The 25,991-nt window shown below is 72.9% G+C and carries 24 protein-coding genes; 7 read left to right on the top strand and 17 right to left on the bottom strand.

The features are described 5' to 3' along the window. Positions 1-530: 530 nt before the first annotated feature. On the bottom strand, positions 531-1,859 hold the full coding sequence (locus ACIQKA_RS18660; RefSeq protein WP_402541567.1) for a class I SAM-dependent RNA methyltransferase: 1,329 nt from the start codon (positions 1,857-1,859) through the stop codon (positions 531-533). Between the two features lie 149 nt (positions 1,860-2,008). Next, complete coding sequence (locus tag ACIQKA_RS18655) at positions 2,009-4,060, bottom strand: APC family permease (protein WP_383151604.1); 2,052 nt, start codon at positions 4,058-4,060, stop codon at positions 2,009-2,011. 244 nt (positions 4,061-4,304) lie between these two features. On the opposite strand from ACIQKA_RS18655, the gene ACIQKA_RS18650 reads away from it, so the two are divergent. Continuing rightward, the gene (locus ACIQKA_RS18650; RefSeq protein WP_030211255.1) at positions 4,305-4,973 is read left to right on the top strand and encodes a TrkA family potassium uptake protein; all 669 of its coding nucleotides are present in this window, start codon (positions 4,305-4,307) and stop codon (positions 4,971-4,973) included. After that, the gene (locus ACIQKA_RS18645; RefSeq protein ID WP_366378251.1) at positions 4,973-5,644 is read left to right on the top strand and encodes a TrkA family potassium uptake protein; all 672 of its coding nucleotides are present in this window, start codon (positions 4,973-4,975) and stop codon (positions 5,642-5,644) included. Before ACIQKA_RS18650 ends, ACIQKA_RS18645 begins: the two co-directional genes overlap by 1 nt. Before the next feature lie 253 nt (positions 5,645-5,897). Here ACIQKA_RS18645 and ACIQKA_RS18640 read toward each other — a convergent pair whose 3' ends face one another. The 8 genes from ACIQKA_RS18640 to ACIQKA_RS18605 all read right to left on the bottom strand — a co-directional run bounded on the left by ACIQKA_RS18640 (position 5,898) and on the right by ACIQKA_RS18605 (position 13,383). Continuing rightward, on the bottom strand, positions 5,898-6,635 hold the full coding sequence (locus ACIQKA_RS18640) for a DUF3159 domain-containing protein (protein ID WP_366378252.1): 738 nt from the start codon (positions 6,633-6,635) through the stop codon (positions 5,898-5,900). A gap of 3 nt (positions 6,636-6,638) precedes the next feature. Further along, positions 6,639-7,037, bottom strand: a complete 399-nt coding sequence (locus tag ACIQKA_RS18635; protein ID WP_185893250.1) for an OB-fold nucleic acid binding domain-containing protein — start codon at positions 7,035-7,037, stop codon at positions 6,639-6,641. A gap of 126 nt (positions 7,038-7,163) precedes the next feature. After that, on the bottom strand, positions 7,164-7,850 hold the full coding sequence (locus tag ACIQKA_RS18630; RefSeq protein WP_383151605.1) for a response regulator: 687 nt from the start codon (positions 7,848-7,850) through the stop codon (positions 7,164-7,166). A gap of 68 nt (positions 7,851-7,918) precedes the next feature. After that, positions 7,919-10,465 carry a DUF4118 domain-containing protein gene (locus ACIQKA_RS18625; RefSeq protein WP_383151606.1) on the bottom strand — a complete coding sequence of 849 codons (2,547 nt, stop codon included), beginning with the start codon at positions 10,463-10,465 and terminating at the stop codon, positions 7,919-7,921. Between the two features lie 120 nt (positions 10,466-10,585). Beyond that, a complete protein-coding gene (locus tag ACIQKA_RS18620; protein ID WP_383151607.1) occupies positions 10,586-11,314 on the bottom strand; it encodes an ABC transporter ATP-binding protein in 729 nt (242 codons plus the stop codon). A gap of 212 nt (positions 11,315-11,526) precedes the next feature. Further along, on the bottom strand, positions 11,527-12,285 hold the full coding sequence (locus tag ACIQKA_RS18615) for a DUF3710 domain-containing protein (RefSeq protein WP_383151608.1): 759 nt from the start codon (positions 12,283-12,285) through the stop codon (positions 11,527-11,529). Between the two features lies 1 nt (position 12,286). Further along, the gene (gene dut / locus ACIQKA_RS18610) at positions 12,287-12,799 is read right to left on the bottom strand and encodes a dUTP diphosphatase (protein WP_062751823.1); all 513 of its coding nucleotides are present in this window, start codon (positions 12,797-12,799) and stop codon (positions 12,287-12,289) included. Beyond that, positions 12,799-13,383, bottom strand: a complete 585-nt coding sequence (locus ACIQKA_RS18605; RefSeq protein ID WP_030211231.1) for a PaaI family thioesterase — start codon at positions 13,381-13,383, stop codon at positions 12,799-12,801. Before ACIQKA_RS18605 ends, dut begins: the two co-directional genes overlap by 1 nt. A gap of 58 nt (positions 13,384-13,441) precedes the next feature. On the opposite strand from ACIQKA_RS18605, the gene ACIQKA_RS18600 reads away from it, so the two are divergent. Continuing rightward, entirely contained in the window at positions 13,442-13,954 is a 513-nt protein-coding gene (locus tag ACIQKA_RS18600; protein ID WP_383441914.1) for a DUF3093 domain-containing protein, read from the top strand. Positions 13,955-14,073: 119 nt separating this feature from the next. Here the strand turns inward: ACIQKA_RS18600 and ACIQKA_RS18595 are convergent, their stop codons facing one another. The 4 genes from ACIQKA_RS18595 to ACIQKA_RS18580 form a co-directional block, all read right to left on the bottom strand. Continuing rightward, the gene (locus ACIQKA_RS18595) at positions 14,074-15,129 is read right to left on the bottom strand and encodes a hypothetical protein (protein WP_402541561.1); all 1,056 of its coding nucleotides are present in this window, start codon (positions 15,127-15,129) and stop codon (positions 14,074-14,076) included. Between the two features lie 12 nt (positions 15,130-15,141). After that, positions 15,142-15,438 (bottom strand): DUF4193 domain-containing protein, encoded by a 297-nt coding sequence (locus ACIQKA_RS18590; RefSeq protein ID WP_003955561.1) that lies wholly within the window; start codon positions 15,436-15,438, stop codon positions 15,142-15,144. Positions 15,439-15,833: 395 nt separating this feature from the next. Continuing rightward, on the bottom strand, positions 15,834-17,072 hold the full coding sequence (locus ACIQKA_RS18585) for a sensor histidine kinase (protein ID WP_383151612.1): 1,239 nt from the start codon (positions 17,070-17,072) through the stop codon (positions 15,834-15,836). Positions 17,073-17,077: 5 nt separating this feature from the next. Then, positions 17,078-17,731, bottom strand: coding sequence for a response regulator transcription factor (locus ACIQKA_RS18580; RefSeq protein ID WP_030211224.1), 654 nt, complete (start codon positions 17,729-17,731; stop codon positions 17,078-17,080). 349 nt (positions 17,732-18,080) lie between these two features. On the opposite strand from ACIQKA_RS18580, the gene ACIQKA_RS18575 reads away from it, so the two are divergent. Continuing rightward, positions 18,081-18,254: a hypothetical protein gene (locus tag ACIQKA_RS18575; protein ID WP_383151613.1), complete on the top strand. Its 174-nt coding sequence runs from the start codon at positions 18,081-18,083 to the stop codon at positions 18,252-18,254. Positions 18,255-18,396: 142 nt separating this feature from the next. Here ACIQKA_RS18575 and ACIQKA_RS18570 read toward each other — a convergent pair whose 3' ends face one another. Both ACIQKA_RS18570 and ACIQKA_RS18565 read right to left on the bottom strand, forming a co-directional pair. Further along, positions 18,397-19,206, bottom strand: coding sequence for an inositol monophosphatase family protein (locus ACIQKA_RS18570; RefSeq protein ID WP_402541558.1), 810 nt, complete (start codon positions 19,204-19,206; stop codon positions 18,397-18,399). 67 nt (positions 19,207-19,273) lie between these two features. Beyond that, positions 19,274-20,401: a ferrochelatase gene (locus tag ACIQKA_RS18565; RefSeq protein ID WP_383151615.1), complete on the bottom strand. Its 1,128-nt coding sequence runs from the start codon at positions 20,399-20,401 to the stop codon at positions 19,274-19,276. Between the two features lie 253 nt (positions 20,402-20,654). Here ACIQKA_RS18565 and ACIQKA_RS18560 point away from each other — a divergent pair, with 253 nt between their 5' ends. Next, positions 20,655-21,920, top strand: a complete 1,266-nt coding sequence (locus ACIQKA_RS18560) for an MFS transporter (RefSeq protein ID WP_383432229.1) — start codon at positions 20,655-20,657, stop codon at positions 21,918-21,920. Further along, on the top strand, positions 21,859-23,199 hold the full coding sequence (locus tag ACIQKA_RS18555; protein ID WP_383151617.1) for a D-arabinono-1,4-lactone oxidase: 1,341 nt from the start codon (positions 21,859-21,861) through the stop codon (positions 23,197-23,199). The genes ACIQKA_RS18560 and ACIQKA_RS18555 overlap by 62 nt, the downstream gene beginning before the upstream one ends. A 69-nt stretch (positions 23,200-23,268) precedes the next feature. Here ACIQKA_RS18555 and ACIQKA_RS18550 read toward each other — a convergent pair whose 3' ends face one another. Beyond that, positions 23,269-24,303: a hypothetical protein gene (locus tag ACIQKA_RS18550; RefSeq protein WP_402541555.1), complete on the bottom strand. Its 1,035-nt coding sequence runs from the start codon at positions 24,301-24,303 to the stop codon at positions 23,269-23,271. Positions 24,304-24,753: 450 nt separating this feature from the next. Between ACIQKA_RS18550 and sepH the strand changes: the two genes are divergently transcribed. Beyond that, positions 24,754-25,812, top strand: coding sequence for a septation protein SepH (gene sepH, locus ACIQKA_RS18545; RefSeq protein WP_383160546.1), 1,059 nt, complete (start codon positions 24,754-24,756; stop codon positions 25,810-25,812). The last annotated feature ends 179 nt before the right edge of the window (positions 25,813-25,991 follow it).

Genomic DNA, 25,991 nt, shown 5'->3' with positions numbered 1-25,991 from the left:
AATACCTCCGGGGTCGCCGCGACATCGCCCTGCGCGCCCAGCTGGGGAGTTACTCACCGTATGCCCGCCCATTTCCGCATATCATCCACCCGTGGCGGCGATCCCAGCCTCGACCGCCTGCAGGCCGTCCTCAAGGAATGGCGAAGTCCCTGCTGGACATGGGCGAGCGCAACCGGCTGCTGAACTTCTGGCACACCAGGACCTCAAGATGGTGTCACCGGGCCGCAGAGTGCTCTCCATCAGCGAGAAGGCCGCGGCGCTGAACGTAGTACGCAACCGCCTGCACATCATCGGTCTGGGCGACTTCGTCATGGCTCTACACAGCAGACATGGCCGGGCCGATGTGACGGGGTTTCAGAGCGTCATTCGAGCGTCAGCATCCGAAGACTGCATAGCTGTTGTCAGCGAAGGGCGAGGGCGTTTCCTGCTGAATCCGCAGGTCAAGCAGCTTTCAGCAGTCTCCGGACCGCTCCACTCCTCGCTTGGCTGGAAACAGGTCGAGCAAGGAGTGAAGGCCAAGAAACCGCGGATCAGGACCCTTGCCGGACCGGCTCCAGAATCGCCACGCACTCCACATGGTGGGTCATCGGAAACAGATCGAACGCCCTCAGCGTCCGCACCCGGTACCCCCGCTCCCCGAAGTACCCCAGGTCCCGCGCCAGGGCCGCCGGGTCGCAGGCGACGTAGGCGATGCGGCGGGCGCCGAGGCCGGTCAGGTGGTGGACCGTCTGCTTGCCGGCGCCGGCGCGCGGGGGGTCGAGGACGATGAGGTCGACCTCGGTGATGCCCGTGCGCGGGAGGACCGATTCGACCTTGCCCTGTTCGATGCGGACGCGCGGGAAGTCGGCCAGGTTGTGGCGGGCGTCCTCCACCGCGCGCTTGCCGGACTCGATGCCGAGGACCGCGCCGCGGTCGCCGACGCGGTCGGCGAGGGCGCCCGCGAAGAGGCCGACGCCGCAGTAGAGGTCGAGGGCGGTGTCGCCCTTGCGCGGCAGGAGGCCCTGCATGACCGCCTTCATCAGGGTGTCGGCGGCCTTCGGGTGGACCTGCCAGAAGCCGCCGCTGCCCACCCGGTGGGTGCGCTCGTCGGCCCGCTCGCGGACGAAGGCGCGGCCGTGGACGCGGTGGACCCCGCCGTCCTTCTCGTCGACCCGCATGACCGAGACCGGCTTGTCGAGCTCGACCAGGGGGAGGCGGGCTCCCGGGCGCGGGGTCAGGATGACCTGGCGGTCGTTCGAGCCCGAGGCCGCGATCGCCTCGACCGACGCCATGCCCTCCCAGGTCCGCTTCTCGACGCCCAGCTCCGAGACGCCCTGCGCGGCGATCATGCAGTGGTCGACCGCCTCCACGTCGTGGGAGCGGTGCTTGCGCAGGCCGGCGCGGCCCTCGGCGTCGATCGCGTACTGGACGCGGGTGCGCCACTGCGGGACCTCGCCCGCGGGCAGCTTGTCGCCCTCGGCCGGCATGACCGTGCCGTCCCAGCCGGCCTCCTCCGGGGTGAGCCCGGCCAGGCGCAGGAGCTGCTCCGCGATCACCTCGCCCTTGAGGCGGCGCTGCGCGCCGGGCTTGGCGTGCTGCCAGTCGCAGCCGCCGCACTTGCCGGGGCCCGCGAAGGGGCAGGGCGCCTCGACCCGGTCCTTGGACGGGTCGAGGATCTCGACCGCGTCGGCGCGCAGGAAGCGGGAGGTCTCCTCGCCCTCGGTGACGCGGGCGAGGACCCGCTCCCCGGGCAGGGCGTGGCGGACGAAGAGGACCCGGCCGGCCTCCGTACGGGCGATGCAGTGGCCTCCGTGGGCGACCGGACCGATCTCGACCTCGTACTCCTCCCCGACCAGCGACGAGACAGGGGTGTTCTGCATGGCGGGGGCGCTCCAGACGAGAGGGGGGAAGAGACGCGTGGGCTGCCGTTCGGACGGCAGCCCACCAGTCTAGTTGTTCTTTTCCGGTTGTTCTTTCCGGCCGGTCCGGGCGCTCTCCCCGGCCGGTCCGGACGTTCTCCCCGGGCCGGCTAGGTGCTCTTTCCCGCCGTCTCCTTGTGGCCCTTCTCCACCGGGCCCCGGCGGACCGCGCCCGGCGGGTTCCACTCCTGGCGCTTCCTGGCCCGCTTCCGCGCGGCCTCGGAGGAGCGGAGCTGGTACGGGACCGAGGTCACCATCACGCCCGGGGTGAAGAGGAGCCGGCCCTTGAGGCGCAGGGCGCTCTGGTTGTGCAGCAGGTGCTCGTACCAGTGGCCGACGACGTACTCGGGGATGTAGACGGAGACGGCGTCGCGCGGGCTCTCGCGGCGCAGGTTCTTGACGTACTCGATCACCGGGCGGGTGATCTCCCGGTACGGCGAGTCGAGGATCTTGAGCGGTACGTTGATGCCGCGCCGCTCCCACTCCTCCCTGAGCGCCTTCGTCTCGGCCGGGTCGACGTTGACGGTCAGCGCCTCCAGCTCGCCCGCGTGCATGAGCTTGGCGTAGGCCAGGGCGCGCAGGGTGGGCTTGTGGAGCTTGGAGACGAGGACGAGGGAGCGGACCCGGGAGGGGCGCACGTACTCGTCGGGGCGCTCCTCGGCGGCGGCGATCTCCGCGGCCACCGAGTCGTAGTGCCGGCGGATCGCGGTCATCGTCCCGTAGAAGATCACCATGCCGAGCAGGGCGACCCAGGCGCCGTGGGTGAACTTGGTGGCGAGGACGACGACCAGGACGAGGCCGGTGAAGAAGGCGCCGAAGGCGTTGATCGCGCGGGAGCGGATCATGTGGCGGCGCTTGGCGGGGTCCCGCTCGCTCCTCAGGTGCCGGTTCCAGTGCCGGACCATGCCGGTCTGGCTGAGGGTGAAGGAGACGAAGACGCCGACGATGTAGAGCTGGATCAGCCGGGTCGAGTCGGCTCCGTAGACCCAGACGAGGAGGGCGGCGGCGCCGGCGAGGAGCACGATGCCGTTGGAGAAGGTGAGCCGGTCGCCGCGGGTGTGGAGCTGGCGCGGCAGGTAGCGGTCCTGGGCGAGGATCGAGCCGAGGAGCGGGAAGCCGTTGTACGCGGTGTTCGCGGCCAGGAAGAGGACGAGCGCGGTGGCGGCGGCGAGGACGACGAAGAGGAACGTCCCGTCGCCGAAGACGGCGGCCGCGACCTGCGAGATGACCGGGTGCTGGACGTAGTCCGCGCCCACCGGGACGCCGTTGACGATCAGGTCCCGGGCGGGGTTCTCGGCCATCCGGACGTCGGTGGCCATGGCCAGGAAGATGATGCCGCAGAACATGGTGACGGCCAGGCCGCCCATGAGGGCGAGCGTGGTGGCGGCGTTCTTCGACTTGGGCTTGCGGAAGGCGGGGACGCCGTTGGAGATGGCCTCGACGCCGGTGAGGGCCGCACAGCCGGAGGAGAAGGCCCGCAGCAGCAGGAAGACCAGGGCGAATCCGGCCAGGCCCTGGTGCTCGGGCTTGATCTCGAAGTCGGCGGTGGGGGCCTTCATGGTGTCGCCGAGGACGATGCCCCGGTACGCGCCCCACGCGATCATCAGGAAGACGCCGGCGACGAAGACGTACGTCGGGATGGCGAAGAGGGTGCCGGACTCCTTCACGCCGCGCAGGTTCATCAGGGTGAGCAGCAGGATGACGGCGATCGCCGAGGCGACCTTGTGCTCGACGACGAAGGGGACCGCCGAGCCCAGGTTCTCGATGCCCGAGGAGATGGAGACGGCGACGGTCAGGACGTAGTCGACGAGCAGGGCGCTCGCCACCGTGAGCCCGGCCTTCGGCCCGAGGTTGGTGTTGGCGACCTCGTAGTCGCCGCCGCCGCTCGGGTACGCGTGCACGTTCTGCCGGTAGGAGGCGACGACCGTGAACATCAGGACGACGACCGCGAGCGCGATCCAGGGGCTGAAGTGGTAGGCCGACAGACCGGCTACGGAGAGGACGAGGAGGACCTCGCCGGGCGCGTACGCCACCGAGGAGAGCGGGTCGGAGGCGAAGACGGGGAGGGCGATCCGCTTCGAGAGGAGCGTTTCTCCGAGCTTGTCGCTGCGTAGGGCCCGCCCGATCAGGATCCGTTTGGGCACGTCGGTCAGTTTGGACACGGAGAGGATCGTAAGCGTTCGAAAAGAGCCAAGTTCACCGCGACCCCCTTGTCCTCACGGATCCATACGGAATCTTTCCGCTGTCCCCTCGGATGCGGTCCCCGTAGGCGTTGCCGCTTAAGCTCGGAGCGGGCGACCCGGCAGGGCGTCGCCCGCCGCGGCCCGGGCGGATCGGGCGAGGAAAGTTGTGAGCAGGGTGTTTTCGCAGGTCAGCAAGGCGATCAGGAGTGCGGGGTAAGGGGACGTGCACATCGTCATCATGGGCTGCGGGCGAGTGGGAGCCGCTCTCGCGCAGACCCTCGAACAGCAGGGGCACACGGTCGCGGTCGTGGACCAGGACCCGACGGCCTTCCGCCGCCTGGGGTCGGGTTTCGGCGGTCGTCGCGTCACGGGCGTGGGGTTCGACCAGGACACGCTGCGCGAGGCCGGGATCGAGGACGCCGGGGCCTTCGCCGCGGTGAGCAGCGGCGACAACTCGAACATCATCGCGGCGCGGGTCGCGCGCGAGATGTTCGGCATCGAGAACGTGGCGGCGCGGATCTACGACCCGCGCCGTGCCGAGGTCTACCAGCGCCTGGGCATCCCGACGGTCGCGACGGTCCGCTGGACCGCCGACCAGATGCTGCGGCGGCTGCTGCCCTCGGGCGCCGAGCCGCTGTGGACGGACCCGAGCGGCGGGGTGCAGCTCGCCGAGGTGCACACCTCGCCGGCCTGGATCGGTCACAAGATCAGCCGGCTCCAGGACGAGACGGGGGTGCGCGTCGCGTTCCTGACCCGGCTCGGCGAGGCCGTCATCCCCTCGTCGCAGACGGTGCTCCAGGAGGGCGACCTGGTGCACGTGATGATGCGTACGGACGAGATCGCGAAGGTCGAGGAGGCCTTCGCCGAGGGCCCCGAGGAGGGTGGTCACTGATGCGTGTCGCCATTGCGGGCGCGGGCGCGGTGGGCCGTTCCATCGCGGGCGAGCTCCTGGAGAACGGGCACGAGGTCCTCCTCGTCGACAAGGCACCGACCGCCATCTCGGTGGAGCGGGTGCCGCAGGCGGAGTGGCTGCTCGCCGACGCCTGCGAGATCACCTCGCTCGACGAGGCGGCGCTCCAGCGCTGCAACGTGGTGATCGCGGCGACCGGCGACGACAAGGTGAACCTGGTCGTCTCGCTGCTCGCCAAGACCGAGTACGGCGTGCCGCGGGTGGTCGCCCGGGTGAACAACCCGAAGAACGAGTGGCTGTTCAACGAGGCCTGGGGCGTGGACGTGGCCGTCTCGACGCCGCGCCTGATGTCGGCCCTGGTGGAGGAGGCGGTGAGCGTCGGCGACCTGGTCCGGCTGCTGCGCTTCAGCCACGGCGACGCGAACCTGGTCGAGCTGACGCTCCCGCCGGAGTCGGCCGTCGCCGGCACCACGGTGGGGGACGTGGACTGGCCGCAGGACACCTCGCTCGTGACGATCATCCGTGGTTCGCGGGTGCTCACGCCGAGCCCCGAGGAGACCCTGGAGGCAGGTGACGAGCTGCTGTTCGTGGCCGCGCAGGCCCGCGAGGAGCAGCTGGAGGACCTGCTCCAGGTGCGCCGCGAGACGCCCTGACGGCAGGTTGTCGCACGGAAGGGGCCCGGACCTGTTCGTCAGGTCCGGGCCCCCTTTCGCGTACGTGCCCGGGGCCTCGCGCCCGTACTCGCGTACGGGCGGGCCCGAGGCCCCCGGTGGCACGAGCCCCGGTCGTCGTACGGCCGGATCTCGGGTCCCCGGCGGTACGAGCGGGTCCCGGGCGGTACGAGCGGGTCCCGGGCCCCGGTCGTCGTAGGACCGGGTCGCGGGCCCCCGGTCGTACGGCCGGGTCTCAGGCCTCCGGCCTGCCCTCGGCCGCGGCGGCCTCCTCGCGGGCCTTCTCCGCGCGCTCCTCGGCCTCCATCTCGGCGAAGACGTCGATCGGCGGCGGGGCCTTCGCGAGGAACACCCAGGTGAGGTAGACCGCGAGCAGGAACGGCGGGATCTTCAGGGCGACCGAGACCCAGCCGAACCGGGTCGGGTCGGCCCACCAGTACAGCGGGAAGAGGACCGCGCACTTGCCGAGCAGGATCAGGCCCCAGGCCCAGCTCGCCTTCGTGTACGCCTTCTTGCGGCCCGGGTTGCGGGTGCGCCAGGAGAGGTTCTCCTTGAAGACCGGGCCGAGGATCAGGCCGATCAGGGGCACTCCGGCGATGGCGGTGACGATGTACGCCAGGGCGAGGCCGAGCGTGTAGAGCATGCCCGGCAGGTAGAAGTCCTTGGCGTTGCCCGTCATCATCGCGAAGACCACGCCGAAGGCGACGCCGAAGACGCCGCTGAAGGCGTGCTTGACGGTGTCGCGGCGGATCAGCCGGACGGCGACGAGGACGAGGGAGACGGCGAGCGCCGCGATCGCGGAGATCTGCAGGTTCTTGTTGATCGTGAAGATCGTGACGAACAGCAGGCCCGGCACGACCGTCTCGACCATGCCCCGCAGACCGCCGAAGGCCTCGAACAGCGCGGCCTCGGTGACCTCCTTCGAGGCGCGTTCGTCCTGGTCCGGGCTGGTCGGCTTGTCGAGGGACGTCACCGGCTACTCCTGTCCGAGCGGTCGGAGCTCGTATTTGGGGTTGAAGAGGACCCGCCGGCCGTGGCTCATGGAGATCCGGCCGGAGGCGATCAGCTTGCGGCCCGGCTCGATGCCGACGATGGAGCGGCGGCCGAGCCAGACGACGTCGAGCGGCGCCGTGCCGTCGAAGAGCTCGGCCTCCAGGGCGGGCACACCGGCCCGGGGGCGCAGCGTGACCGTGCGCAAGGTACCAGTCACCTTGACTATCTGGCGGTCGGAGCACTCGGAGATACGCGTGCACCCCGACGCCTCGGCGTCCTCCTGGAGCTCCTCGGACTCCAGGTCCTCGGGAGAGGAGGAGAGCCGGTCGAGCATCCGGCGGAACCTGCCGGCCGGCTTCTCTGTACGCGGTGCAGCACTCATGGAGAAAGCGTACCGGCCGCCGCCGTCACGGGAGCCGGGCCCGGGGGCGAGGGGAACGGGCCCCCGGCCCGGGGAGGCGACGGTCCCGGGTCCGGGCGGGGAGGCCGTCCCGGGGCGCCTCTCCGTTCACCGTTCGAAGCGGTACCCCATGCCCGGTTCGGTGACGAAGTGGCGCGGGTGGGACGGGTCGCGCTCCAGCTTGCGGCGGAGCTGCGCCATGTACACCCGGAGGTAGTTGGTCTCCGTGCCGTACGAGGGTCCCCAGACCTCCTGGAGGAGCTGCTTCTGGCCCACCAGGCGGCCGACGTTGCGGACGAGGACTTCGAGGAGGTGCCATTCGGTGGGGGTGAGCCGCACGTCCCGGCCGTCGCGGTGGACCTTCTTCGCCGCCAGGTCGACGGTGAAGTCCTCGGTCTCGACCAGGGCGGCCCCGCCCTCGGGGACGCCGACCGGCTCGTTGCGGCGCACGGCGGCGCGCAGCCGGGCGAGCAGCTCGTCCATGCCGAAGGGCTTGGTGACGTAGTCGTCGGCGCCCGCGTCGAGGGCCTCGACCTTCTCGTCGGAGGTCTGCCGGGCCGAGAGGACCAGGATCGGCACCCGCGTCCAGCCGCGCAGGCCCTTGATGACCTCGACGCCGTCCATGTCGGGCAGGCCGAGGTCGAGGACGACGACGTCGGGGTGCCGGTCGGCGGCGAGCCGGAGGGCGGTGGCGCCGTCGGGGGCGGAGTCGACCTCGTACTTCCGTGCCTTGAGGTTGATCACCAGGGCGCGGACGATCTGGGGCTCGTCGTCGACCACGAGGACCCGGGTCATGGGGGAATGCCTTCCTTTCGGCCGCCGTACGGGCGGAGGGGACTGCGGGGAGGGGCCGGGGGCGCGGTTCAGGTCACCGCGTGGGCCGGGAGGTCGGCGGACGGTGCCGGGGGTCCGCCCCGCGCGGCCCGCAGGGTGAGGACCATGGTGAGGCCGCCGCCCGGGGTGTCCTCGGCGCCGAGGGTCCCGCCCATCGCCTCGACGAAGCCGCGGGCCACCGCCAGGCCGAGGCCGACGCCGGAGCCGCGCGGGGCGTCGCCGAAGCGCTGGAAGGGTTCGAAGATGCCGTCCTTGGCCTCGTCGGGGACGCCGGGGCCGCGGTCCACGACCCGCAGTTCGACCCGGTCGCCCAGGGCGCTGGCGGCGACGGCGACGGGCACGCCCCCGGGGCTGTACTTCACGGCGTTCTCCACGATGTTGGCGACGGCCCGCTCCAGGAGGCCCTTGTCCACCTCGACCATGGGGAGCGTCTCGGGTATGTCGAGCTCGGCGCTGCCGTCCGGCACTCCCCCGAGGGCCATGGGGACGACCTCGTCGAGGTCGACGACCCGCATGAGGGGGGCGACGGTGCCGGTCCGGAGCCGGGACATGTCGAGGAGGTTGCCGACGAGGTGGTCGAGGCGGTCGGCCCCGGCCTCGATGCCCTCCAGGAGCTCGGCCCGGTCCTGTTCGGACCATTCGACGTCGTCGGAGCGGAGGGAGGAGACGGAGGCCTTGATGCTCGCGAGCGGGGTCCGCAGGTCGTGGCTGACGGCGGCGAGCAGGGAGGTGCGGATCTTGTTGCCCTCGGCCAGCTTCCGCGCCTCCTCCGCCTCGCCGACGAGCCGCTGCCGGTCGAGGACGACGGCGGCCTGGGCGGCGAAGGCGCCGAGGACCCGCCGGTCCTCGGCGGGCAGCACCCGGCCGGACAGGGCGAGCGCCAGGCGGTCCCCGACCGGCATGTCGACGTCCGCCTCCTCCGGCCGGGCCGCCGGGTGGGGGCCGACGCTCGCGGCGGACGTCCAGGGTTCGACCTCGTCCTCGCGCTCCAGGAGGGCGACCGACTCCATGGAGAAGGTCTCGCGGACCCGTTCGAGGAGGGCGTCGAGGCTGGTCTCGCCGCGCAGCACGCTGCCCGCGAGGTACGAGAGCACCTCGGACTCGGCGCGCAGCCGGGCGGCCTGGTGGGTGCGGCGGGCGGCCAGGTCGACCACGGAGGCGACCGACATGGCGACGCCGAGGAAGACGGCGAGGGCGACGATGTTCTTGGGGTCGGCGATGGTGAGCCGGTGGACGGGCGGGGTGAAGAACCAGTTGAGGAGGAGCGAGCCGGCGGCGGCCGAGGCGAGCGCCGGCAGGAAGCCGCCGAGCAGCGCGGCGGCCACCGTCAGGGCGAGGAAGAGCAGCATGTCGTTGGCGAGCCCGAGGTCGGCGTCGACATGGGTGAGGAGCAGGGCGAGGCAGGCGGGTCCGGCGACGCCGATCGTCCAGGCGGCGAGGATCCGGGAGCGGCCGAGGCGGGCGCCGCGCGCGACCGGCAGGCCGCGTCCTTTGGCGACCTCGCCGTGGGTGACGATGTGGACGTCCAGGTCGGGCCCGGAGTCGCGGGCGACGGTCTGGCCGACGCCGGGGCCGAAGACGTACTGCCAGGACCGGCGGCGGCTGGAGCCGAGGACGATCTGGGTGGCGTTGACCCCGCGGGCGAACTCCAGGAGCGCGGTCGGTATGTCGTCGCCGATGACGTGGTGGAACGTGCCTCCCAGGTCCTCGACGAGGGTCCGCTGGACGGCCAGCTCCTTCGGGGAGGCCGCGGTGAGCCCGTCGCTGCGGGCGATGTAGACGGCGAGGACCTCGCCGCCGGCGCCCTTCTCGGCGAGGCGGGTGGCGCGGCGTATGAGGGTGCGGCCCTCGGGTCCGCCGGTCAGGCCGACGACGATGCGCTCCCTGGCCTGCCAGGTGGAGCGGATGTTGTGCTCGCCCCGGTACTTGCGGAGGTACTCGTCGACCCGGTCGGCGGTCCAGAGCAGCGCCAGTTCGCGCAGGGCGGTGAGGTTGCCGGGGCGGAAGTAGTTGGAGAGGGCCGCGTCGACCTTGTCGGAGGTGTAGACGTTGCCGTGGGCCATCCGGCGCCGCAGCGCCTCGGGGCTCATGTCGACCAGTTCGATCTGGTCCGCCCGGCGCACCACCTCGTCGGGGACGGTCTCCCGCTGGCGCACGCCCGTGATGGCCTCGACGACGTCGCCGAGCGACTCCAGGTGCTGGATGTTGACGGTGGAGACGACGTCGATGCCGGCCGCGAGGAGTTCGGCGACGTCCTGCCACCGCTTGGGGTTGCGGGAGCCGGGCGCGTTCGTGTGGGCGAGTTCGTCGACGAGGGCGACCGCCGGGCGGCGGGCCAGGACCGCGTCGACGTCCATCTCGGTGAGGGCGGCCCCCCGGTGCTCCAGGGTGCGGCGGGGGACCTGCTCCAGACCGCTCAGGACCGTCTCCGTGCGCGGCCGTCCGTGGTGCTCGACGAACGCGACCACGCAGTCCGTGCCGCGCTCCACCCGGCGGTGGCCCTCGGAGAGCATCGCGTAGGTCTTGCCGACGCCCGGCGCAGCGCCGAGGTAGATGCGTAGCTTGCCGCGTCCCATGGACCGACCATACGTCCAGCCGATCGGGTGTCCCGCACGCGGAGAACGGTGCGGGGCGGTATTGACGTGATCCTGATGCGGGCCCCGGCCCGTGCGCCCCCCGGTGCCCGGCGCCCGGTCTCAGTGCTCGGTGATCTCGCCGTCGCGCAGCTCCAGGACCCGGTCCGCCAGGCCCAGGAGCTGGGGGTCGTGGGTGGCGACCAGGGCCGTGCAGCCCTCGCTGCGGACCACGGCGCGCAGCAGCTGCATGACGGCGAGCCCGGTCTCCGCGTCGAGCTGGCCGGTCGGCTCGTCGGCGATGAGCAGGGCCGGCCGGTTGGCGAGGGCGCGGGCGATGGCGACGCGCTGCTGCTGGCCGCCGGAGAGCTCGCCGGGCCGCTGGGCCGCGTGGTCGGCGAGGCCCACCAGGCCGAGCAGCAGGGCCACCCGCTCCTCGCGCTCCTTCGGGTCCGCCCTGCGCAGCCGCAGGGGGACGCCGACGTTCTCCGCGGCGGAGAGGATCGGGAGGAGGCCGAAGGACTGGAAGATGAAGCCGATCCGGTCGCGGCGCAGCTCCAGGAGCCCGCTCTCGCCGAGCGTGGAGAGGTCGGTGCCGTCGATGACGATCCGGCCGCCGTCGGCGCTGTCGAGGCCTCCCACGAGGTTGAGCAGGGTCGTCTTGCCGGAGCCGGAGCGGCCCTTGAGCGCGACGAGCTCGCCGCGCGGGATGTCGAAGGAGACGCCGCGCAGGGCGTGGACCGCGGCCTCGCCCGTGCCGTACGAGCGGCGCAGGTCCTCGACGCGCACCATGGGCAGGTCCGCCGGGTCCTCGACGACGGCCGTCGCGGACCCCGTGCTGCTCTCGCTCACCCTGTGCTCCCCCTCTTCGAACGCGTGCGCTCGCCAGTATGGTCCGCCGGGGGCCCCGGGGACCAGGGCCGCGGCTCCCGCCTGTGGAAAACCGGGAGGGGAGCGCGAGGGGAGCGGGGCGGGACGGCGAAAGGGCCGGTGGGCCGTTTCCCGCACGCGAGGTACGGGAAACGGCCCACCGGCCCTGTCCGTGAGCTTCCGGAGCCCGCCGTTCAGCGGATCTCGGAGATCTCCGGGCCGCGCTGGAGCTGGCCCATGCCGCCGGAGAAGCGGGAGTTCTCCTGCTCCTCCTGCTGCACGCCGTCCGGCACCATCTGCGCGTCGTTCGGCAGCTTGAGGACGATCGGGTCGCGCGGGGCCATCGGGCCGTCGCCGCGGACGACCACGGTGTCGCGGACGATCTGCTCCAGGAGCCCGGCCGCCTCGGGCTGGACCGCGCCCTGGCCGGAGATCACTCCGCGCAGGAACCAGCGGGGCCCGTCGACGCCCACGAAGCGCACGAGCTGCACGCCGCGATTGCCGTCCGGCAGCTGCACGGGGACCTGCGCGCGCAGCTCCCAGCCCAGCGGCCCCTCGACCTCGTCGATGACACCGCCCTGCTGGACGATGCCCGTGGCGATCTCGTCACGGACCTCGCCCCAGATGCCCTCGTTCTTGGGGGCGGCGAAGGCCTGGAGCTGTACGGCGCTGTCGCGCAGCACGACGGTGGCCGCGACGATCGCGTCGCCCGCCACCTCGACCCGCAGCTCCATTCCCTCGACGCCGGGTACGAAGACCCCGCCGAGGTCCACGCGGCCTTCGTCGGGCTTGGTGACCTCGGAGATGTCCCAGGGCCCGTCGGGCCGGGGCGCGGGCGGGAGGTTCACCCGACGCGGCCCGGCCGCGTCCTCGCCCTCCACCGCGTCGACGACCTGCTCGGCCTCGCCCGCCGCGTCCTCGGCGGCACCGCTCTTCTTGCGACGTCCGAACACGTCACTGTCCTTCCCGGTCGGATACGACCGAAGCGTATCGATTCCCACCCGTAGTGCCGTCCACGGCGGCGTGGCCGCCGGTGGACCCGAAGCCCCCCTCGGCCCGCGCCGAACCGGGAAGTTCCGCCACCTCGTGGAAGCGCACCTTCTCGACCTGCTGGACGACGAGTTGGGCAATCCGGTCGAATCGTTCGAACCGCACGCTCTCGCGCGGATCCAGATTGACCACGATCACCTTGATCTCTCCACGGTACCCGGCATCCACCGTCCCCGGGGCATTCACGAGCGCCACTCCGCAGCGGGCCGCGAGGCCGGAGCGCGGGTGCACGAAGGCGGCGTACCCGTCGGGGAGGGCCAGGGAGACGCCGGTGGGCAGGACGGCGCGCTCTCCGGGGGCCAGTACGGCGGCCTCCGTGGTGACGAGGTCGGCACCGGCGTCACCGGGGTGCCCGTAGGCGGGGATGGGGACCTCGGGGTCCACGCGCCGGATCAGTACGTCGACGGGGTTGCGCATCAGGGGTTCACCTCGAAGGCGCGGGCGCGCCTGACCTGGTCGGGGTCGGACATGGCCGCCCGGATCTCCTCCGGGCGCCCGTTGTCGATGAAGTGGTCGACCTTGACCTCGATGAAGAGGGCGTCGGCGCGGACGGCTACGGGGCCCTCGGGCCCGCCGATCCTGCCGACGGCGGTCGAGTAGAGCTTGCGGCCGTGCACGGCGGTGACGGCAGCCTCCAGGTGGAGGACGGTGCCGACCGGCACGGGCCGGAGGAAGTCGGTCTCCAGGCGTCCGGTCACGGCGATGACCCGCAGCAGCCAGTTGAGGGAGCCGAGGGTCTCGTCGAGCGCGGTGGCGAGGACGCCGCCGTGCGCGAGGCCGGGGGCGCCCTGGTGGTCCGCGGTCACCGTGAACTCGGCGGTGACGGTCACGCCCTCGCCCGCCCGCGCCTCCAGGTGGAGGCCGTGGGGCTGCCCGCCGCCGCACCCGAAACAGTGCCCGTAGTGCGAGCCGAGCAGCTCGCCGGGGGCCGGCGCGTCGGGGTGGCGTACCGGCGGTATGGCGTCGGCCGGCGGGGTGAGGGCGGCAGATGTTGCAGTCACAGGCGCAGACCTTACCCGCGCGGACGGACGCGGGTCGCGCCGTGCCAAGCTTGGACGCATGCAGCCTTCCGTACCGTCTCCGGCCCCCTCCCCCGAGTCCTCCGCCGGCCCGGCCGCGCCGCGCTTCGACGAGCGGCTGACGGCGCCCGGCTCCTGGTGGGTGATCGCGGGCCTGCTCGGCCTCTCCGGCGGTCTGATCATGGTCCCGTTCGGCACGGTCCCGATGCTGGGCGGTCTGATCGTGGCGGCGGTGCTCGCCGGCGCCGCGGTCTCCTCGTACGGCTCCGCCCGCGTCCGGGTGGTGGCCGGTTCGCTGGTGGCGGGGGACGCGCGGATCCCGGTCTCCGCCCTGGGGGCGGTCGAGGTGCTCGACGCGGAGGAGGCGCGCGCCTGGCGCACGCACAAGGCGGATCCGCGCGCCTTCATGCTGATGCGCAGCTACGTGCCGCGGGCGGTGCGGATCGAGGTGACGGACCCGGCGGACCCGACGCCGTACGTGTACCTGTCCAGCCGTGAGCCGGAGGCCCTGGAGGCGGCCGTCGAGGCCGTGCGGGCCGAGGCCGGGTCCTGAGGGCGGCGGCGGTGGGGCCGGGGCGGAGCCCCGGCCGCGGTGCGCCGGACGGGCTCTAGGGCGTGTGTCGAAAGTCCCGCCTGCCCTCCGGGCAGACGGCGCTGCTTTCGACACACGCCCTAGAAGTCCAGCTCCTCGGGGTTCTCGGGCTGCTCCAGCGGGGGCAGCTCCGGGAGGGCGCTCCAGGGGACCTGGCGCTCGCGCAGGTCCTTGCGGATGTGCGAGGCGAGCTTCTTGGTGTCGCGGCGGTTCATGACGGCGCCGACGGCGGCGCCCACCATGAACGGCATGAGGTTCGGCAGGTTGCGCACCATGCGCTTCATGATCTGCTGGCGCAGTTCGCGCTTGAGCTGTCCGCCGAGCGCCGCGTTGACGGTGGTGGGCCTGGTGGGGTCGACGCCCCGCTCCTCGGCCCAGGAGGTCAGGTAGGCCGCCGAGCGCTGGCCGAGCCGGCCGGGGGGACGCAGTCCGTACACCTCGTGCAGTTCGGCGATGAGCTTGAGCTCCACGGCGGCGACGCCGGTGATCTCGGCCGCCAGCTCGGCAGGCATGGCCGGGGGCACGGGGAGCATGGCGGCGGCGCCGATGCCCGCGCCCACGGTCGACGAGGCGTTCGCCGCGCCGGCGACGAGCTTGTCGGCGATCTCCTCGGGTCCGAGCCCGGGGAACTGCTTGCGAAGGGTCGCCAGGTCGCGGACGGGGATCCGCGGGGCGAGGTCGATCAGCCGGTCGGCCAGATGGCCGATGCCGGCCCTGGCGCTGTCTCCGCCGCGCTTCACGCCCTGCGCGACGCCGCGCCGGACGGCGTCGATACGGTCGGAGTCGATCTTGATCTTGTCGAGCCGGCCCCGTGCGGGGGCGGCGAGCCGCTTGACGGCGTCGAGGCGCCCGGCCCGTCGCGCTTCGACGGGCGACCCGTCGTCCTGCCCGGCCTCCCGCTCCGCGGGGAGGGGTGACTCCGGGGGGAGGGATGCCGCCTCCGGCGCGGTGGCCGCTTCGAGCGAGGCCGGTAGGCCCCGCTCGTCGTCACGTGCGCCGAGGGAGGGCAGGGAGGCGGTGGGCTCGGCGTCGGGGGCCTCCTGGGCGCCCTCTGCCGGGCCTGGTCCGCCCTTGTCCGTCCGCGGACTCCCGGGGAGCCGCAGACGCCGCTTCCGGGACGGTGTGTCGCCTGCCACGGTCGAGCGTTCTCAGTCGCAGTCGCGGCAGATGGGCTGACCGTTCTTCTCCCGGGCCAGCTGGCTCCGGTGGTGCACGAGGAAGCAGCTCATGCAGGTGAACTCGTCGGCCTGCTTGGGCAGGACCCGGACGGCCAGCTCCTCGTTCGAGAGGTCGGCGCCGGGAAGCTCCAGGCCTTCGGCGGCCTCGAACTCGTCGACGTCGACGGTCGAGGTCGACTTGTCGTTCCGGCGGGCCTTCAGTTCCTCAAGGCTGTCCGAGTCGACGTCGTCGTCGGTCTTGCGTGGGGTGTCGTAATCCGTTGCCATGTCGCTCTCCCCCTCTGGGTGGTTGCGGTGTCTCCAGCGCACGTAACGCGTGAGAGGTCGGACTTGTGCCCGACCTGAGGCGGAGATTTTGCCTCACATCAAGGTCTGTTACTCAATCGACACCCGTCGCGCCCTCTCACGAGTGATCGGCTTCGGGTGGCGAACCGGACCGTACACGGTCCCGTGGGTTTCCCCCGCGGGTGCCACCCCGTGTACTTCCCGTCATTCGGGGCCCTGAAAACCCGGACTTTTCCTGGTTTTCGGAGGGATTTCCCGGTCACGGAGAGTGGATGCCCGCACACCCTCCCCTGTGATCGATCACACATGAGCGTCTCAGGGGCGGGGCCGGGGAATTCTGCGCAAAGCGAACGGAACCGGTCGGCTCGTGCAGTGTGTCAGATCGGCAGAGTGACGCGCATCACGAGACCACCGCCCTGGCGGGGCTCCGCGATGATACGGCCGCCGTGGGCGCGGGCCACGGACCGGGCGATCGACAGGCCGAGACCGACTCCCTTGTCGCTGCCGGTCCGCTCCTGCCGGAGCCGCCGGAACGGCTCGAAGAGGTTGTCGATCTCGTACGCGGGGACCACGGGTCCCGTGTTCGAGACGAGCAGCTCCGCCCGGCCGTTCGCGGCCTCGGTGGTGACCTCCACCCAGCCGCCCTCCGGCACGTTGTACCGCACGGCGTTCTGGATCAGGTTCAGCGCGATCCGTTCCAGCAGGACGCCGTTGCCCTGGACGACGGCCGGCTCGCGCCCGCCCCGGATCTCGACGCCCTTGGCCTCGGCCTCGGCGTTCACCTGGTCGACGGCCCGCTCGGCGACCTCGGCGAGGTCGACGGGCTTGCGCTCGATGATCTGGTTGTCGCTCCGGGCGAGCAGCAGCAGGCCCTCGACGAGCTGCTCGCTGCGCTCGTTGGTGGCGAGCAGGGTCTTGCCGAGCTGCTGGAGCTCCACGGGCGCGCCGGGGTCCGAGAGGTGCACCTCCAGGAGCGTGCGGTTGATCGCGAGCGGGGTCCGCAGCTCGTGCGAGGCGTTCGCGACGAACCGCTGCTGGGCGGTGAAGGCCCGCTCCAGGCGCTCCAGCATCTCGTCGAAGGTGTCGGCGAGCTCCTTGAGCTCGTCGTCCGGGCCGTCCAGCTCGATCCGCCGGGACAGGTCGGAACCGGCCACCTGGCGGGCGGTGCGGGTGATCCGGCCGAGCGGGGAGAGCACCCGTCCCGCCATGGCGTAGCCGAAGGCGAAGGCGATGATGCTCAGGCCGAGCAGGGCGAAGAGCGAGCGGCGCAGGAGGTCGTCCAGGGCCCGGTCGCTCTGGTGCCGGAGGCAGACGGACACCGCGTCGTTGAACTGCTCGACGGTGCCCGTGTCGGGCAGGTCGCACCACGAGGTGGTGGCCTGGACCTCGCCCTTGACGATCTTGAAGGGGAGCTGGGCCGCGCTGTCGCTGAGCGCCTGCGCGGTGAAGAGGTAGATGATCGAGAGCAGCAGGATGCCCGCGATCAGGAACATCCCGCCGTACAGCAGGGTGAGCCGTATCCGGATGGTCGGGCGCAGGAGCGGGCGGACCGGGTCCCTGGGGTCCCAGGTCGGCTTGGGGGGCGCCTGGGGGTGGGGCGCGGGGGTCGTGGCCATCGTGGTCAGATCCGGTACCCGGAGCCGGGCACGGTGACGATGACGGGGGGCTCGCCGAGCTTGCGGCGCAGGGTCATGACGGTGACGCGCACGACGTTGGTGAACGGGTCGGTGTTCTCGTCCCAGGCCTTCTCCAGGAGCTGCTCCGCCGAGACGACGGCGCCCTCGCTGCGCATGAGGACCTCCAGGACGGCGAACTCCTTCGGCGCGAGCTGGACCTCGCGGCCGTCGCGGAAGACCTCGCGGCGGTTGGGGTCGAGCTTGATGCCGGCGCGCTCCAGGACGGGCGGGAGGGGCACGGTCGTGCGGCGGCCGAGGGCCCGCACGCGCGCGGTGAGCTCGGTGAAGGCGAAGGGCTTGGGGAGGTAGTCGTCCGCGCCCAGTTCGAGGCCCTCCACGCGGTCGCTGACGTCGCCGGAGGCGGTGAGCATCAGGACGCGGGTGGGCATGCCGAGCTCGACGATCCTGCGGCAGACGTCGTCGCCGTGCACGAGCGGGAGGTCGCGGTCGAGGACGACGACGTCGTAGTCGTTGACCCCCACGCGCTCCAGGGCCGCCGCGCCGTCGTACACGACGTCGACGGCCATGGCCTCCCGGCGCAGTCCGGTGGCCACCGCATCGGCGAGCAGCTGCTCGTCCTCGACGACGAGTACGCGCACGTCGTACATCCTTCCCGTTGGGCCGCGGCCCGGACGGGACCCGGCCGACACCTGAGCCGACTGTGGGTGCCCATCCTGCCCCGTACGCGCGTAAACCGGCTGTAAGGCGGCGGTGCGGTCCCGGGGCCGGGCGGGGCCCCGGGGAGGGGCACCGAGAATTCACCTGATTCGCGGGCCAGTTGAGGTTTCTCCGCGGAAGGGGCTGGGGAGGACGACTGCACACCCCGCGATCACGCCCTGTATGTGGCACGCCACCCGGAGCTCTCTGTCCCCCAGAGACCACGGTGCGTGATCCGACCCACCCTCGGCACACCCCGGTGCCACTCGACCCATGACGAGGGGGCGCACGATGGACGCTTTCACCGCCGGCCTGCTGCACCGCATCAGGACCACGCAGACGGACCTCACGCGGGCGCGTGAGACGGGAGACGACTACCTGGTGGAGGTGGAGCAGGCGGAGCTGGAGGACCTGCACCGCCTGGCCGCCGAGCACGGCGTGGAGGTGGCCGCGCCCGGCGTCTGACCCGCCGCTCCCCTTCGGTGGAGTCGTGGACCCGCGAGGGCCCCGGTGCCCGTCCCGGCACCGGGGCCCTCGTCCGTCCGCTCCCGGCCCGCCGGATCCGGCCCGTGCGGGCGGGCGGTCCGTGCGGGCCGTGAGGGCGGGGTCAGTCGTGCCAGGCCCCCAGTTCCTCCAGCAGTTCCTGGAGGGGCGCGAAGAGGCCGGGGGAGGCCGCGAGCGCCAGGTCGCCGGAGGCCGGCTCCCCGGGGCGGCCGCCGGTCAGGGCGCCCGCCTCGCGGGCGATGAGCCCGCCCGCCGCGAGGTCCCAGGGGTTGAGGCCGCGCTCGTAGTACGCGTCGAGGCGGCCCGCGGCGACGTCGCAGAGGTCGAGGGCGGCCGAGCCGGCGCGCCGGATGTCGCGGACGCGCGGGATCACCCGCCGGGCCACCTCGGCCTGCTGGGCGCGCCGGGTCTGGATGTAGGCGAAGCCGGTCCCGACCAGGGCCAGGTCGAACGCGGGCGAGGGGCGGACGGCGAGGCGCCGGTCCCCCGCGTACGCGCCCCGGCCGAGGACCGCGTGGTACGTCTCGCCGCGCAGCGGCGCCTCGACCACACCGACGACGGCCTCGCCGTCGCGTTCGGCGGCGATCGAGACGCCCCAGGTGGGCAGGCCGTAGAGGTAGTTCACGGTGCCGTCGAGCGGGTCGATGACCCACCGGACGCCGCTGGTGCCGGAGCTGGCGGCGCCCTCCTCGCCGAGGAGCCCGTCCTGCGGGCGGCGCTCGGCGAGGAAGCCGGTGATGAGCTTCTCGGCGGCGATGTCCATCTCGGTGACCACGTCGATGGGGCTCGTCTTGGTCTTCGCCACGGCCAGGTCGTCGGGCCGGCCGTCGCGCAGCAGCGCTCCGGCCCGCCGCGCGGCCTCCAGGGCGATCTCGTGCAGTTCGGTGAGCAGGGGGTCGGGAGCCTCGGTCATGGGATCTCCTTGCGCGTGCGGGCGGGTCACGGGGTTCTCCTGCGCGTACGGGTGCGCGCGGCTCCTGCTACGCGTACGGGCTGTCGGCGCCGGCCGCCGCGGGCCGCTCCGTCCTGGCCGGGCAGCAGCCGATCGGGCACAGGTCGTGGGAGGGCCCGAGCGCGCCCAGGGCGCACCGCTCCACCCGGATGCCCCGCTCCCCGGCGGCCCGCTCCAGGACGAGGTCGCGGACGGCGGCGGCGAAGCGCGGGTCGGAGCCGACGGTGGCCGAGCGCCGGACGGGCAGGCCGAGCTCGGCGGCCTTGGCGGTGGCCTCGGTGTCGAGGTCGTACAGGACCTCCATGTGGTCGGAGACGAAGCCGATCGGGACCATGACGGCCGCGGGCGCCCCGGCGCCGTGCAGTTCCTCCAGGTGGTCGCAGATGTCCGGTTCCAGCCACGGGATGTGGGGGGCGCCGCTGCGGGACTGGTAGACGAGCTTCCAGGGGCGGTCGGTGCCGGTCCGCTCGCGGACGGCGGCGGCGATCGTCCGCGCCGCGTCGAGGTGCTGGCGCACGTAGGCGCCGCCCTCGCCGTGCCCGGGGGCCGGGCCCGAGGTGTCGGCGGCGGAGTCGGGGATGGAGTGGGTGGTGAAGGCGAGGTGGGCGCCGTCGCGCACGGCGGGGTCGAGCTCGGCGAGGGAGGCGAGGACGCCCTCGACCATGGGCTCGACGAAGCCGGGGTGGTTGAAGTAGTGCCGGAGCTTGTCGACGCGGGGCAGCGGGAGCCCCTCCGCCTCCAGGGTCGCAAGCGCGTCGGCGAGGTTCTCGCGGTACTGGCGGCAACCGGAGTAGGAGGCGTACGCGCTGGTGGTGAGCACGGCGATGTGGCGCCGTCCGTCGGTGATCATCTCCCGGAGGACGTCGGTGAGGTAGGGCGCCCAGTTCCGGTTGCCCCAGTAGACCGGGAGGTCGAGCCCGGCCTCCGCGAAGTCCGTCCGCAGCGCGTCGAGGAGCGCGCGGTTCTGGTCGTTGATCGGGGAGACGCCGCCGAAGAGGAAGTAGTGCTGCCCCACCTCCTTGAGCCGTTCCTTCGGGATGCCGCGGCCGCGCGTCACGTTCTCCAGGAACGGGACCACGTCGTCCGGCCCTTCGGGGCCGCCGAAGGAGAGCAACAGCAGGGCGTCGTACGGGGCGGGATCGTGCTGATCGGACATGACACCGATCCTGCCACCCGACCGCGGCGGCGAGGGGCGCGGCCCGGCGGAAGGGGGCGCGGCGGCGAGGGGCGCGGCCCGGCAGGAGGGGGCGCGGCGGCCGTCGGCGCCGGTCGGCCGAAAAGAGGGATGACCCATTCAGTTCAAAGCCGTAGGCTTTAGCTGTTAACTACACGTGTCCGGCGGTCGCAGGGGCACGTGCCGAGTCGTCGCGCGGAGCCAGCTCCGAAGCACGGAGATTCCGGAGACCCTCTTGCCCAGTCCCTACCGCGCGATCTTCGCGGCGCCCGGAACCGCGTCGTTCTCCGTCGCCGGGCTCTTCGGCCGGATGCCCCTGTCCATGATGGGCATCGGCATCGTCACCATGATCTCGCAGGTCACCGGCCGGTACGGCCTCGCCGGCGCGCTCTCGGCGACGCTCGCGATGTCCGCCGCCGTCCTCGGCCCGCTGGTCTCGCGCCTGGTCGACCGGCACGGCCAGCGCCGGGTGCTCCGGCCGGTGACGCTGGTGTCGCTCGCCGCGGGCGCCGGGCTCCTGCTCTGCGTGCAGCAGGGGGCGCCGGACTGGACGCTCTTCGTGTTCACCGCCGTGATCGGCTGCGTGCCGAGCGTCGGCGCGATGATCCGGGCCCGCTGGGCGGAGATCTACCGGGGCGAGGGACGCAGCCTGCACACGGCGTACTCCTGGGAGTCGATCGTCGACGAGGTGTGCTTCATCTTCGGCCCGATCATCTCCATCGGCCTGTCGACGACCTGGTTCCCCGAGGCCGGTCCGCTGCTCGCCGGGGTGTTCCTCGCGATCGGCGTCTTCTGGCTGACCGCGCAGCGCGCCACGGAGCCCCGGCCGCACCCCCGGCGGGACGGCGAGCGGGACGCCTCCCTGCTCCGCTCCCCCGGTCTGCGGGTCCTGGTCCTCGCCTTCGTCGCCACCGGCGCGATCTTCGGCTCGGTGGACGTGGTGACCGTGGCCTTCGCCGAGGAGCGGGGGCACAAGGCCGCCGCCAGCCTCGTCCTGGCCGTCTACGCCCTGGGCTCCTGTCTGGCCGGGGCCGTCTTCGGGCTGCTCCACCTCAAGGGCGAGCCGTCCCGCAGGTGGCTGCTGGGCGTCTGCGCGATGGCCGTGAGTATGATCCCCCTCCTACTGGCCGGGAACCTGCCGTTGCTGGCCGTGGCGCTCTTCGTCGCGGGCCTCTCCATCGCACCTACGATGGTGACCACGATGGCCCTCGTCGAAGCGCACGTACCGCGCACCAAGCTGACCGAGGGCATGACCTGGACGGGTACGGGTCTCGCGATCGGCGTGGCGCTCGGCTCCTCGGCCGCCGGCTGGGTGGTCGACGCGTCGGGAGCGGAAGCGGGGTACGTGGTGCCCGTCGTCTCGGGCGCGGTCGCGGTCGCGGTGGGTCTTCTCGGACACCGCCGGCTGCGCAGGCCGGCGCCGAACCGGGAGGGGCAGCGTGAGCGGGACGACGACAGCGGGGTCGGGGAGCGCCGGGACGGCGAGCGGTCCGTGGCGTAACTGGGCGGGGAACGTCACCTCCCGCCCGGCCCGCGAGGTGAGTCCGGCCTCGGCCGAGGAGCTCGCCGAGGCGGTGCGCCGGGCGGCGGAGGACGGGCTGCGGGTGAAGACGGTCGGCACCGGTCACTCCTTCACGCCGATCGCGGCCACCGACGGGGTGCTGATCCGGCCGGGGCTGCTGACCGGGATCCGGCGGATCGACCGCGAGGCGATGACCGTGACGGTCGAGTCGGGGACCTCGCTGAAGCGGCTCAACGTGGCGCTGGCCCGGGAGGGCCTGTCGCTCACGAACATGGGCGACATCATGGAGCAGACCGTCGCCGGGGCCGTCTCCACCGGTACGCACGGCACGGGCCGCGAGTCGGCGTCGATAGCGGCGCAGATCCGCGCGCTCGAACTGGTGACGGCCGACGGACAGCTGCTGACCTGCTCGGAGAAGGAGAACCCGGAGGTCTTCGCGGCCGCCCGGATCGGGCTCGGCGCGCTCGGCGTGGTCACCGCGATCACCTTCGCGGTGGAGCCGGTCTTCCTGCTCACCGCGCGCGAGGAGCCGATGTCCTTCGACCGGGTCGCCTCGGAGTTCGACGCGCTGCACGCGGAGAACGAGCACTTCGAGTTCTACTGGTTCCCCCACACGGACAACTGCAACACCAAGCGCAACAACCGCAGCGCGGGCCCCGCCGCCCCTCCCGGGCGGATCAGCGGCTGGGTGGAGGACGAGCTCCTCTCGAACGGGGTGTTCCAGCTCGCCTGCTCCCTGGGCAGGGCGGTGCCGCCGGTCGTCCCCGCGCTCGCCAAGGTCTCCAGCCGGGCCCTGTCGGCCCGCACGTACACCGACATCCCGTACAAGGTCTTCACCTCGCCGCGCCGGGTGCGCTTCGTGGAGATGGAGTACGCGCTCCCGCGCGAGGCGGCGGTCGCCGCGCTGCGCGAGGTCAAGGCGATGGTCGAGCGGTCTCCGCTCAAGGTGAGCTTCCCGGTGGAGGTGCGCACGGCCCCGGCGGACGACATCACGCTGTCCACGGCCTCGGGCCGGGAGACGGCCTACATCGCCGTGCACCTCTACAGGGGAACGCCCCACCGGGCGTACTTCACCGCGGTGGAGCGCATCATGACGGCGCACGGGGGCCGTCCCCACTGGGGCAAGCTGCACACCCGCGACGCCGCCTACTTCTCCGAGGTCTACCCGCGCTTCGCCGAGTTCACGGCGCTGCGCGACCGGCTCGACCCGGACCGGCTCTTCGCCAACGACCACCTGCGGCGGATCCTGGGCGACTGAGAGCGCCCCGCGGAGCACGGAAACGGCCGCCACGCGGGTGCGTGGCGGCCGTTTCGCCGTCCGGCTCCGTCATTCGGCTCCGGGCTCCGGGCCGGTCCCGGCGTCGGGTCCCGCCGGGGCCGGGACCGACGGGGCGGAGGAGCCCCCGGTCGGTCCCGTGCCGGTGGACGGCTCCCGGGTCGGGGCGGTCGGCGCCGTGGTGGGGCCGGTCGGTCCCGGCGAGGGGGTCGTCCCGCCGTCGGTGGGGGCGGAGGGCGTCGGCTCGGCCGACGGGCTCCCGGTTCCGGTCTGCCCGGTGTCCGGCGGCCCGGAGCTCCGGCCGTCCGGGCTCGGAGCGGCTCCCGTTCCCGACGGGGAGGGAGTGCCGTCCCCGGGGCGTCCGGTGCCGTCGGAGGAGCCGGAGGGCGCGGGGGTGGTCTCCCCGCCCGGGTCGGGCGCGTCCTGCCCGCCGCCTCCGCCGCCGCGGACGGCCGAGCCGAAGGTGGTGGTCCCCTGCCGGCCGCCGAAGTCCTCCCCGGCGGCCAGCTCGTAGGCGGTGATGCCGCCCATGGTGACGCCGAAGACCAGGGCCGCGGCGATCGCCGGGCGCCGCCAGCCCCGGACCCGGGTGCCGTGGGTGGTCGCCTCGCCGAACTCCTCCCGTTCCGGGAGCGGCGGCGGGACCGTGGCGAGCAGCAGCGTGGGGTCGTCCAGCCGGGGCGGGACCCCGGGCGCGGACCCGACCACGGGCCCGGCCAGGGTTCCGGACACGGTACGGGCGGACGCGGCGCGGGCCGTGAGCGGGAGCCGACGGGTCCTCGGCCGGGCGGCGGCGGTCGCGTCGCGGACCTGCTCGCCGGTGCGCCGGAAGACGTACTGGAAGAACGGGCCGCCGCAGGTGGCGACGACGCTGATCACGCCGGCGCCGATGATCGTGCCGTACACGCCGAGGGTCGAGGCGAGCTTGGCGGCGATGACCGCGGCCAGGGCGCTGCCCGAGACCTGGGCCATGCTCAGGTCGACCCTTCTCCTGCCGCTCTCCTCGGCCTCCTCCCCCGCCTTCGCGCGCTCCTCCGCCTCCGCCTCCTTCGGCTCGTCCGTGTCGGTCTCCGGCCTGTGGCGCATCTCCAACCCCTGCTGACTCATCCGAGTGCCTTGCACCCAGAAGGGACAAATGGGGGAAGTGAATAGTTCCGTTTCCACTGTTTCTGTGAAGAGCGACACGCGAGGGGGAGATCGCGGAGACTCAACTCCCGTGTCGTCCGAGAAGTTGAGCGGCGCGCCGGTCCACCCCGGTGGCCCGAATGGAGTACATTGACGAAACCTGGGTCCGGACGCCCTCACGGGTGCCCGGGATCACGGGAAGGGAGCCGGAGACGGCGCTCGAACCGGCGGCGCTCGGCATCGCACGGGAACCGGCTGCACAGAGTGACCGCCAGTCACTCCGCGTAGCCGACAGGTAACCGTGCCATAACGGCGTTCCAGGGTCCACGCCCGACACGCGGGCAACTCGGCAAGGTAGTGGCAGGCTGCACCCGGGCAGGCCACACTCGACTAGCGGAAGCAGCGACGCACGTGACGTCGGCAGGCACCACCCGGGAGGTCCCCATGCCCGAACTGCGTGTCGTGGCCGTCTCCAACGACGGCACACGACTGGTGCTGAAGGCTGCTGACAGCACGGAGTACACACTTCCGATCGACGAGCGGCTCCGCGCCGCCGTGCGCAACGACCGCGCGCGCCTCGGCCAGATCGAGATCGAGGTGGAGAGCCACCTCCGCCCCCGCGACATCCAGGCGCGGATACGAGCCGGTGCCTCCGCGGAGGAGGTCGCCCAGCTCGCCGGCATCCCCGTCGACCGCGTGCGCCGCTTCGAGGGCCCCGTGCTCGCGGAGCGCGCCTTCATGGCGGAGCGGGCCCGCAAGACCCCGGTCCGCAGGCCCGGGGAGAACAGCGGCCCCCAGCTCGGCGAGGCGGTGCAGGAGCGGCTGCTGCTGCGCGGCGCCGAGAAGGACACCGTGCAGTGGGACTCCTGGCGGCGGGACGACGGCACCTGGGAGGTGCTGCTCGTCTACCGCGTCGCGGGCGAGGTCCACACGGCGAGCTGGACGTACGACCCGCCCCGGCGGCTGGTCCAGGCCGTGGACGACGAGGCGCGGGCCCTGATCGGCGAGACGGACGACACGATCGCCGCCGCGCCCGAGCCCAGCTTCCCGTTCGTGCCGCGCATCGCCCGGCTCCCCCGGGACAGGCCGCTCGACCGCGCCCTGGACCGCCAGCTGGAGCGGGCCCCCGCGCCGCCGCCCGAGGCGGAGGACGAGCGGGACTCCCTGACGAGCCTCCTGGAGGCCGTGCCGAGCTTCCGGGGCGACATGGTCGTGCCCGAGCAGCCGGACTCCTCCGAGCCCTCGGACGAGCCGGAGGCGGAGGAGCCCCCGGCCCCGGCCGCCTCGGCGGGCGCGGGCGCCGCGTACGCCGACGTCCTCATGCCCCGCGCGGTCTCGGGCCACCGCGACCGCCTCACCGGCACCACGGACCGCCAGGCCGAGGCGGACGGCGTCCGCCCGGGACGGCGCGCGGCGGTGCCGAGCTGGGACGAGATCGTCTTCGGCACCCGGCGGAAGAAGCAGGACTGACCTCCGTACGAAGGCGCGCGGAGACGTACCGGGGTGTACGGAGGCGTACCGGGGTGTGCGGAGGCGTACCGGGGTGTGCGGAGGCGTACCGGGGTGTGCGGAGGCGTACCGGGGTGTGCGGAGGCGTACCGGGGTGTGCGGAGGCGTCCCGGGGTGTGCGGAGCGGGGCCGCCCCCCCC

It is taken from the genome of Streptomyces sp. NPDC092045, assembly GCF_044756005.1.
Classification (GTDB): Bacteria; Actinomycetota; Actinomycetes; order Streptomycetales; family Streptomycetaceae; genus Streptomyces.
Note: the sequence above shows the minus strand (reverse complement) of the source record. Positions and strands in the feature narration are given on the sequence as shown.